The sequence below is a fragment of the Luteolibacter pohnpeiensis genome (assembly GCF_016595435.1).
Classification (GTDB): Bacteria; Verrucomicrobiota; Verrucomicrobiia; order Verrucomicrobiales; family Akkermansiaceae; genus Luteolibacter; species Luteolibacter pohnpeiensis.
In genome coordinates, this window is sequence record NZ_JAENIJ010000058.1 from 1 (window position 1) to 8,933 (window position 8,933).

The window sequence follows — 8,933 nt, forward strand, 5'->3', positions numbered from 1 at the left end:
CGTGTCCGAGGAGACCGGCGCAGCGAAACACGCTCCGCATGCCAGCACCGTCGCAACCGCAGTATGTAGTGGCCTGATCATTTTCAGTAGAACGTCATAGCACACCACCCGCCTGGTGGCAGCCGCGCGTTGACTGTGGGTTGAGGTTGGTAATCACGGAAAAATTTAACTCGGAGCGGGTCAGGCGGTTGGGTGCTGCGACTTGTTCTGCTTCTTATTGTTCCGCCAACGTCCGTCGGCAAAAACTTCGGGAATCTCCTGCTCGATAGGATCGGTAATCCCAAGCTTCTCAAGTTCATCGAACCAACGATCGCGCTGTGGTTCAGGGAGCTTTGATCCGCACCATGGGCAGTAATCAATCGAGATTGATGACGATCCACCGTCGTGAACGATGATTCCATACTCATCGAACTTGGCTGAGTAATTGATCAGCGCATCGGGGCAATCCCGGCGACCCACGTGCTGCTCGCATTCGCTCGCAACCGCAGATTTCATGCGTTGGCAGCAGTGCTTCATTTTTTGCAGAACAGTGTAATTCGTTCCGATGCATATTAGATATCGCGACTTTATTGTCAATAGTTTAGGTTCTGATGTTTTGTAAGTGGCAGATTAATAGCGATTCGGAAGCTTTATGGGGAGGTGTTGAAATTTTGGATTGTGAAGAATTCTGAATGTCTTTCGGGGTTGGATATGAATGTGCCATATACCCCAAATGATCAGGATTGGTCGATTGTCTTGGGACTGAATCTGGTGAAGGACGACTCGACTGCATCGACTTTTCCCAGCTGCTGATGCTTCGCTGGATCTGTGAAGCTTTTCGTTTCTGCGGCATCAGCTGTTCAAACTGAAATCGTTTTTATCCCAAAAGGCGAACACGCGATCCATCCTAGGATCGACGGCAAACCAAAGGAAATCACGGTGAAGGTGCCGACTCAGCAAGGGCAGGGATCACTGCGAGTTTGCAGGCTGATCTTTCGCGGTGTTTGGCTGACAACGTCCGGCCGATCATCGATTTCGATCACAACCACCGTGGACAGTCGGCGGGGATTCCGGTTTCGTTTCGTTATGAGGAGGGCAAGGAGATTGTGATGGCGCTTGATTGGACCCGGACGCCATGGGAACCGAGTACGTTCCTCTGCTTCACTGAGCCGGAAGGAACTCCACTTGGACTTGGCTTGAATACCCCGGTGCCCGCGAGGCGGTTATTAGTTATTTATGTCAGTTCGTTGAACTGTCGCCAGAGGAAAGATTCACGACACGTATTCTCAACTGCGGATCCTTCAATTTACTCAGCAAATCCCTGCGCAGAACTTCACCATTGGAAGTTTTGTCCCAGCGACCCCAGTTGTCTTCTATGAAATCAACCCACAACGGCAAGTCCCACTCTAGGGATGGTCCCATCGCGGAACTTACAGGAAGGATATCATACCCGGGGGGAAGATCTTGAAGCGTTTCTTGAATGATATCGAGAGCTTGCCATAATGATTGCTTCGGGTTGTGTTTATTCGCGCTCAACCATGCTTCCAAAGTGAGTGAAATAAGGAGTGCCCGATCTGTGCCTGAAATGTCAGGATTCTTCCTTAGTTCCCGAATCAAAACACGCAGCTGTGAGCCCTTCAAGTGTGCAGCTTCATCGACCAAGGTAGATGGGATGTGTTCCTCACCCACGTAAAGAAATCTAGGGGGGATAAAAGCTTCAGTGACGATTTTCTTGGATAAATTGAGTGCAGTTTTTTCTTCTGTCTCGAGAATTCTGGCTTGCTCCAGTCGCGCATCCAGCCGATGAGACAACTCTGTGGGCAGTTGGTTCTGTCTGTTGCTTGCTGTACGATACTTAATCCATGGTTTATTAGAGGGGCGTGACTGTTGCGGGAAGTGTGTCAACGCGATCAAAGCGAATATTGCTATCAGCGCCATCAAGATGCCAAGTGTTCTTGCTTTGTTCGTGAATTGAACACTCATAGGCAGTTACTATGACATACGAGTGGAGCTATGTCTGTCAACCGTGTGTAAACTTTCTTCGTTGTGATTATCGGCGATGCGCGTAAAGTCCGTAAGATCAGAGGCAGCCTAGCTGGCAAGAAAGTAGAATCGGGTTCGAGACGCGGGCAAACACGGAGGATTCGGAAAAGGGACTGCTGGATCTTCCGGTTGGCAGCAAAGAATTCGTCGATCTGACGCAAACGCGGGCATTGTTTACGCCAACCTTGCCCCTGAGAATGATGGATTCCACTGGTTGCAACGAAATTTACAGGCGCTACCGATGCTGCAACACCTACGGCATGACAACGAATTACTGACCCGCTATCTGGATCTGGAAACCTAGGTGATGGGCATCACACTCGTCCAGAAATCCACCGGACAGCTTTACAAACCGGGTAATTTTGCGTTCAGCATCAGCCTGTCTCAATAGCGAAGTGCCCGGCCTTCATCGAGGTCAATGAAATCGAACATGGTTTCCACCGTTCCGGGGGGCATGCCGATTTCTGCCAATCGAATCGTGACACGTTCCTTAATGGGGTCACGCCAGCCAAGTTTCATCATGAATGCATTCCAAATTTGGATTTCGTCTTCTGACGGGCGACGGCCATGAAGAAATGCCCATTCGAGCATTTCCGAATCGGTCCTGCCTTTCAGGGTTTCTGTTTCGAGCTCCGCGTAGTCGATTTTGAGGAAATTGCAGCAGCGTGAATCAAAGCTCCGGGGATTCTCGATGCCTTTGGCGGCAACCCACTCAGCTGGTAATTTGCCTTCCGCATTCAACCGAATCTTATCCAACATCCGTCCGAAATGAACAACCATGCCGACAAGTTCATATGGACTGCGCAGGCCGGGAATGATGGTAGGATGTGGATTGGTCATGCCTCCATTCCACACTGGAAATGGGAAGCTTGCAAGCGGGAGCGAGTGCTTATTCGGTTGCTAGCCGAATCGAAGATTCAATCGACCTTTGCGGGTAAGTGGAGTAACCATTCTCCATGAGATATATCTTGAAGCAAAAGCTCTGGTCATTCGGCGATGATTTCATCATTCGGGACGATCAGGAAAATGATTGCTACAGAGTTGATGGCAAAGCTTTCAGCTTTGGAGACCATCTTACTTTTGAAGACATGGCGGGCAGGGAGCTGGCAGCAATCCGCGAGCGCCTTTTCACATGGGGGAAAACCTATGAAATCATTCGCCCCGGGCAACCGGTGACCACGGTGGAAAAGGAAATGTTTACGTTCTTTTCCTGCAAATTCTCAGTCGATGGCCCCGGAGATCTGGATTACGTCGCTGAAGGGGACTTCATGGATCATGAATATAAATTCAAACGCCACGGGCGAACGGTCGCGATCATTACCAAACGCTGGTTCTCCTGGAGCGATCACTATGGCATTGAAATCGCAGATGGCGAAGATGTGGTCTCATTGCTCGCAACGGCAGTGGTGATCGACTTGATTTGTCATGACAATGACGATTGATTCTCACCAATCCGCTCATCGCCTCATGATCTCTGGAATCGATGGTGGATTTCCCATCCTCGGTGTGCAGGATGTCCAGAGAAACAATATCAGGAATGCCCCAGCCAACTCGAAATTTAGTCTACGGACTTTGCTTCATGATCGCAGTCATGGTGTTCGGCGTGGTGGGCTATTTGTCTGCAGGCTGGAATCTATCCGACTCGATTTACATGGTGGTGATATCGATCTTCACCGTCGGGTACGGCGAAGTCCGGCCGATCGAAGCGGAAGGTTTACGAGATCTCACCATGGCAATCATTGTCCTGGGTTGCTTCAGCGTCATCTTCGTGAGTGGCGCGTTGGTTCAATTTCTATTAGCAGGGCAAATCCTTCGAGCATTGGGAGATAGACGCATGAGTGCCGAATTAAAAAAACTGAACAAACATGTCATCATTTGCGGCTACGGCCGGATCGGACGGATGGTCGCCGCAGATCTCAAAGCCGGTCAGCGACCGTTCGTAATCATCGATAAGGATGAGCGACGATTGGAAACCGCGCGGGAGGAGGGCTATCTAACACTTGAAGGTGAGGCGACCCGTGAATCCGTCCTGATCGAAGCCGGTATTGCCAAAGCATCGGTTTTGGCAACGGTCTTACCTTCGGATGCGAGCAATGTGTTCATCACACTCAGCGCGCGGGATCTGAATCCCGAGTTGAGAATCATTTCCAGAGGGGAAGACCCGGCGACTGAGCGCAAGTTGATCCAAGCTGGCGCGACCCGGGTGGTCCTGCCGGCTCACATCGGAGCGGAGCGGGTTTCCCACCTGATCCTGTTTCCAGAAGCGGAGCAACTGATCGATGACTCTGAAAAATCCCATCATCTGCGGGAAGATTTGGTCGATCTAGGACTGCAGATGGAAGAATCGATCGTGCCGAAATATTCAAGGTTTGTCGGAAAAACCGTGGCCGATCTGGAATCTCACGAAGACGGTGGAATGATCGTGGTGGCCTTGCATCGCAAGGATGGCGGAACCGAATTAAGGCCGGGGCGTGAGGTCGTCCTCAACGCTGGCGACGGTGTGGTTACCGTCAGCCGCGGATCCAATCTGTGTCTTTTGTTAGAAAAAGAACGGGAATGATCCGCGGCGAGGTATGAGAACTACTCCGGGATGGAAGCGTAGAGCTGCTCAAGCGAAATCACAGCATATGCGGTAACCAGAACCGGATTGGATTCCATCCAGCGTCCATTGCCATTGGCCCATGAGCCATCAGATTTTTGCAGGGTCAGCAATTTGGTTCCCAAGTCATTCCGCCAGTCTGCTTGGCTGCCGTTTTCAAGAGGAAGCGTGTTGATGTTGGCCGCAGTCAGAGCCTTGGCCATGGCTTGATAATAATAATAAAGTCCTTGCTCACCCATGCCTGGGTTTTCAGTCATGGTATAATTTTTTCCCATCCATTCCTTTGCAGCAACGACGCGCGGGTCGTTTTGGGAAAGCTTGGCATAGATGAGGGAAAGAAGACCGGCGTAGGAAATCGAACCGTAGGAACGTTGTGCGGAACCACCGTCTGGCAGTTCATCTTCACCGGCCTTTGATTCCAGCGAATTGTAAATGAATCCACCTTTGTTCTTTGGATCGTCCGAAGCCCATTTCTGGTCATTGGTTTCTGTTAGATTCTGGCATCGCGAGACGAACGTAATGGCAGCCTGCCAGTCGAGATCCGGTTGATCGCCATATTCACCATCTTCGATCACTTTTTTCGACAGGGCCAAGGCCTCAATCGCAAAATGGGTGTTTGAGAGGTCGGTGTGGTCGTTGTGAGATCCATAGCCGATGCCGCCATCGTTCGGATCATCGGTTTTGCCCTTTTCGCCTTTGTCCCATTGGTTATCGATCAAATGCTTGCGAGCCTTGATGATGGCTGGATTAAAATCGTGGTTCTCAGCTGCCACCAATGCAGTAAGTGAAGTTGCGGTGTTATAAACCGACAAACCCCGGTTATAGATTCCGCCATCTTCCTTCTGCTGGCTCAGCAACCAGTCGTAGCCTTTTTGCACAGGTTCGGACAGGCCATCTTTGGCGGGATGATTCGGGTCTCTTGCCAACGCGTTCAGGGCGAGAGCGGTGAACGCTGGCAAACCGTCATCGTCCCAGTGACCATCTTCTTTTTGCTGCTCTAACAAGTAATGGTTTCCTCGGGCGATTGCCTGCGCCATTTCCTGTTTGAGCGAAATGTAACGATCGGAATTTGGGGCTGCATGCAGCAAGCCGACCGAAAGCGAAAAAAGAGTGATGAGTTTTTTCATGGTTTGTCTTCTGGGTAAGGGCTGATGATCAGGGTCACGGGTGTGCCAACGGCAGGGACTCGCTTGGGGTAGGGGAACCAAACGGTATCATCGTCATTGGATTCCCCGGGGTAAGTGATGATCGCACTTTGGGTGGTGTAAATGGCGATCAGATCGCCTGTGATTTGTGGAAGGTATTTGCCGTTACTGACCGCTGAGCCGAAATATTTCCAGGGGCCAGCTGGCATGGCGCTGGCTTTGACAGAATGCTGGATCAATTCATTGGCAGTGGCCGTGCGCTCTTTATCGCCTTCTTTCCATTTCAGGGAAATTTGAAGACGCGATGCTTTTTCCAAGGTTTCACCGTGTGTCGGTTTGTAGTGAAGCAGCGTGAGGGCAATATTGAGGTTGGTGGCGGAAATGTCCGTGTAGAGTAGGGACTCATGGATTTTGCCATTTTCGTGAACGAGTAGAAATTCCAGCAAACCCTCATCCATATTCACGGTTGTCTGGAATTCGATCTCCCGTGTTTTGCTATTAAAACTGATTTTCCCGATCTTGAAATGAGTGGCATCGATCTGCTCGATGGATGGTTTTTGATCGGTTTCAGGAGCTGGTTCCTCCTCCGCAACGCCAAGTGTTGCCGTGAAAATGAGCAGGAGTGTGGTGAGCCAAATTCTCATATGCTACTTATTCCGCGGTGGATGCTAATGCCATTCCGACATTTTTCCAGGCAAGTCTGGTAATTTTGAACTGCATGGCATCCAGCGGGTCATCGCCCTCACTAAGGGGTAACAACGGACTGAGTGTGGTCGTGCGTTGGAGGAGATTGTTCACCAATCGATAAACACTTTTCGCCAAATCCCTGGTCATTTCTGATGAATCGTCTGCGGTGAATGATAGCACTTCCGTGGAAACGTTATTTTTCGCCGGACCAGAAAGGTGGATCGCAACCAGGGTTGCTGCATTCGCGGCAGCCGGCTTGCCGGTGGTAAGGTCGATTTCCGCCTTGAGGATGCCGGACGACGCCCGCTCGATTTGCTTCGCCAATTGATCAAGAGCCGGTTTGATGGAACTTTCCAGCTCCCGGCTGGTGTGGGCGTGCAGGACGATCGGAATCACTCCGTTCGGATCAATGTTCCAGTCCGGTAACGTTGGTCTCAATTGACGGATGGATTCGATCGCTTCCGATGCCTGGATCGGATCGGGGTTGGTGCTGTCGAGAATACGTTCCAGCGCCAGCAATGATCGTTCAAACTGGCCCTTGGATGCCAATAACTTGGAAAGCGCCAACATATGGGCCGCGCCCTGGGTGGCAATGTTTTGATAAGCCGGGAGCCCTGGGGCGGAATCGATGTCTCCCAGTTCAATTTCCGGAACCGGCTCGGTTTCTGGAAGCGACTCCTCGGCTGGAGTTTCTCCATTCGACTGATCGGGAGTTTCAGCAACAGGCGGAATGATCGGATCTTCCGGGACGGTAGATAATACTTGAGCACGGATGGCCGCGAGTTTTGCCTCACTCGGCGGCGTTAAAAAATCCATCTCGCGGGTGTTCCACCACCAAGTTCCTCCCAAGACAAGCAAGGCAAGAAGGATGGAAATGGAGATCGGAACGCGCATGGGCACAGACTGAAGTCAGACCTCGAAGATTGGAAGCTGAATCCCGATGCCTAGAGAGCTCCGTTGCGAGCTTACGATTTGAGGTGATCCCGGCACCATGCCAGGGCCATCAGGCAGTAACCGGTCCCGTAGGCTTGATGGTAATCGTAAAGCGGGTAGTCCCACCAGGAGCCGTCTTTTTCCTGCCGGAACAAGATGATCTGGGCCAATTTTTCAGCATGCTCCGGCTGTTTTTCCGCAGGAAGGAATTTGGCGGATTCGGTGAAATAATAGACACCGTAGTAATAAAAGTAGCCCGATATCTGGAAAAACGATTCGTGCGGGACCGGGCGTTTACGACCGATGCTGAGAAATCCTTCGCGGGCGACAAATCGATCTGTCCAGGTCGTGATCACCTCATCGGTCACGATGTCTTTGCCAAATGCCCGCAGCGCGGCGTTACAAGCCTGGCTGCGCGCCAAAGACCCCGCAGGTCGATTGATTGGTAGCCGTGGACGCATGACGTGATCTTGCGAATACACGTAGGAAAAGTCCGGAGTCCGTTGCCGTTCGATGCTGTCGAGCGAGCTCGTTACCACATGCTCGTCCAGTTTGACTCCCATGACTTCTTTCGCTTCATGCATTGCAAGCAGGGCGGTTGCCGTCATGAAAGAGGTCGTGATGCCGGATGGTTTTTGCGTGGTTAGCCCATCATAGAGATCGAGGTATCCCCAGCCGCCATTGACATCTTCATAGCGGTTCAGCAGCTCGATTTGCCCTTGGCCCAGATTTTTCCATTTTGCCTTTTCCTCGTCAGTTTTGGCGATCCGGTATAGTCGTGTGATGGCGCGCAATCCGTAGGCGTGCCCCCAAACATTGTAGGTCGTGGTCTGGTCCGCGCGCCTGAGTTTTGGCAAATTTTCCTCGGCCCAGGCAGCGCCTTTGCGAATGGCTTCCAACACTTCGGGACGTTGATCCCCGCTATCGAGCAGTCCCGATAACGCCAGTCCGCTGGAGCCGGCCAGATACGCTTGATGTGCGCCGGGAAGGGGCGCGTAAATGTTCAAATCCTTGGTCTTACGCGCGCTGCCGAACGAGCCATCCGGATTTTGATGGGAAACCAAAAAGTCGACACCTCGACGCATGGAGGTTGCCACCGTTTCAGGATTCACAACGGCGTCTGGCTTTTCCTGCGCCCGTAATACGGTGGCGGCAAAAAGCAGAATGACGAGCTGGCGGATCATGATGCTTAATCTGAGATGACGACGACTTGGCCTTCTTCGAGGCCGGAGAGAATCTCCACCTGATCTCCGGAAACCTGGCCTCGTTTGACCGGGCGAGCTTCGGTTTTACCATCAGCCAGTTTCAAGTTCACGGTCCACGTTCCATCCGCAGTCGACTGCAAGGCCTTCTGGGGAAGGACGACGACGGCAGGATTTTGATGAACCACAAAGTGACAGGAGAGATTCATGCCAGTTGAGATCGCTGGCTGGTGTTGAGCCGTGGCACCGGGCAATAGATCCACCCGATATCGTCCATCCAGTTCCGGAATTAAAGACACGGTTTTGACGCTGGCTGTTAGAGCGAGATCCTCGCGGCCGCTTGCG

10 protein-coding genes are annotated in these 8,933 nt (G+C 51.8%); 2 read left to right on the forward strand and 8 right to left on the reverse strand.

Going from position 1 to position 8,933, the window contains the following annotated elements; genetic code table 11:
* Positions 1-180 precede the first annotated feature (180 nt).
* The 3 genes from JIN85_RS19135 to JIN85_RS19145 all read right to left on the reverse strand — a co-directional run bounded on the left by JIN85_RS19135 (position 181) and on the right by JIN85_RS19145 (position 2,862).
* Positions 181-516 (reverse strand): DUF6980 family protein, encoded by a 336-nt coding sequence (locus JIN85_RS19135; RefSeq protein WP_425494638.1) that lies wholly within the window; start codon positions 514-516, stop codon positions 181-183.
* 702 nt (positions 517-1,218) lie between these two features.
* A complete protein-coding gene (locus tag JIN85_RS19140) occupies positions 1,219-1,962 on the reverse strand; it encodes a hypothetical protein (RefSeq protein ID WP_200273852.1) in 744 nt (247 codons plus the stop codon).
* A 444-nt stretch (positions 1,963-2,406) separates the two neighbouring features.
* Positions 2,407-2,862, reverse strand: coding sequence for a DUF5069 domain-containing protein (locus tag JIN85_RS19145; protein WP_200273854.1), 456 nt, complete (start codon positions 2,860-2,862; stop codon positions 2,407-2,409).
* 116 nt (positions 2,863-2,978) lie between these two features.
* Here JIN85_RS19145 and JIN85_RS19150 point away from each other — a divergent pair, with 116 nt between their 5' ends.
* Entirely contained in the window at positions 2,979-3,464 is a 486-nt protein-coding gene (locus tag JIN85_RS19150) for an LURP-one-related/scramblase family protein (RefSeq protein ID WP_200273856.1), read from the forward strand.
* A 95-nt stretch (positions 3,465-3,559) separates the two neighbouring features.
* Positions 3,560-4,582: a potassium channel family protein gene (locus JIN85_RS19155; RefSeq protein WP_200273858.1), complete on the forward strand. Its 1,023-nt coding sequence runs from the start codon at positions 3,560-3,562 to the stop codon at positions 4,580-4,582.
* A gap of 20 nt (positions 4,583-4,602) precedes the next feature.
* Here the strand turns inward: JIN85_RS19155 and JIN85_RS19160 are convergent, their stop codons facing one another.
* The 5 genes from JIN85_RS19160 to JIN85_RS19180 all read right to left on the reverse strand — a co-directional run.
* Entirely contained in the window at positions 4,603-5,748 is a 1,146-nt protein-coding gene (locus tag JIN85_RS19160) for a prenyltransferase/squalene oxidase repeat-containing protein (RefSeq protein WP_200273860.1), read from the reverse strand.
* A complete protein-coding gene (locus JIN85_RS19165) occupies positions 5,745-6,410 on the reverse strand; it encodes a YdjY domain-containing protein (protein WP_200273862.1) in 666 nt (221 codons plus the stop codon). The genes JIN85_RS19160 and JIN85_RS19165 overlap by 4 nt, the downstream gene beginning before the upstream one ends.
* A gap of 7 nt (positions 6,411-6,417) precedes the next feature.
* Entirely contained in the window at positions 6,418-7,347 is a 930-nt protein-coding gene (locus JIN85_RS19170; protein ID WP_200273864.1) for a hypothetical protein, read from the reverse strand.
* Between the two features lie 71 nt (positions 7,348-7,418).
* Entirely contained in the window at positions 7,419-8,570 is a 1,152-nt protein-coding gene (locus JIN85_RS19175; protein WP_200273866.1) for a prenyltransferase/squalene oxidase repeat-containing protein, read from the reverse strand.
* 5 nt (positions 8,571-8,575) lie between these two features.
* Positions 8,576-8,933, reverse strand: a 358-nt coding sequence (locus JIN85_RS19180) for a permuted SH3 domain-containing protein (RefSeq protein WP_200273868.1), incomplete at its 5' end; no start/stop codon positions are given.

Bases quoted from the DNA above. Each gene is read 5' to 3' on its own strand.
- JIN85_RS19135 (WP_425494638.1), bottom strand. From the start codon at position 516: ATGAAGCACTGCTGCCAACGCATGAAATCTGCGGTTGCGAGCGAATGC.
- JIN85_RS19140 (WP_200273852.1), bottom strand. From the start codon at position 1,962: ATGAGTGTTCAATTCACGAACAAAGCAAGAACACTTGGCATCTTGATG.
- JIN85_RS19145 (WP_200273854.1), bottom strand. From the start codon at position 2,862: ATGACCAATCCACATCCTACCATCATTCCCGGCCTGCGCAGTCCATAT.
- JIN85_RS19150 (WP_200273856.1), top strand. From the start codon at position 2,979: ATGAGATATATCTTGAAGCAAAAGCTCTGGTCATTCGGCGATGATTTC.
- JIN85_RS19155 (WP_200273858.1), top strand. From the start codon at position 3,560: ATGCCCCAGCCAACTCGAAATTTAGTCTACGGACTTTGCTTCATGATC.
- JIN85_RS19160 (WP_200273860.1), bottom strand. From the start codon at position 5,748: ATGAAAAAACTCATCACTCTTTTTTCGCTTTCGGTCGGCTTGCTGCAT.
- JIN85_RS19165 (WP_200273862.1), bottom strand. From the start codon at position 6,410: ATGAGAATTTGGCTCACCACACTCCTGCTCATTTTCACGGCAACACTT.
- JIN85_RS19170 (WP_200273864.1), bottom strand. From the start codon at position 7,347: ATGCGCGTTCCGATCTCCATTTCCATCCTTCTTGCCTTGCTTGTCTTG.
- JIN85_RS19175 (WP_200273866.1), bottom strand. From the start codon at position 8,570: ATGATCCGCCAGCTCGTCATTCTGCTTTTTGCCGCCACCGTATTACGG.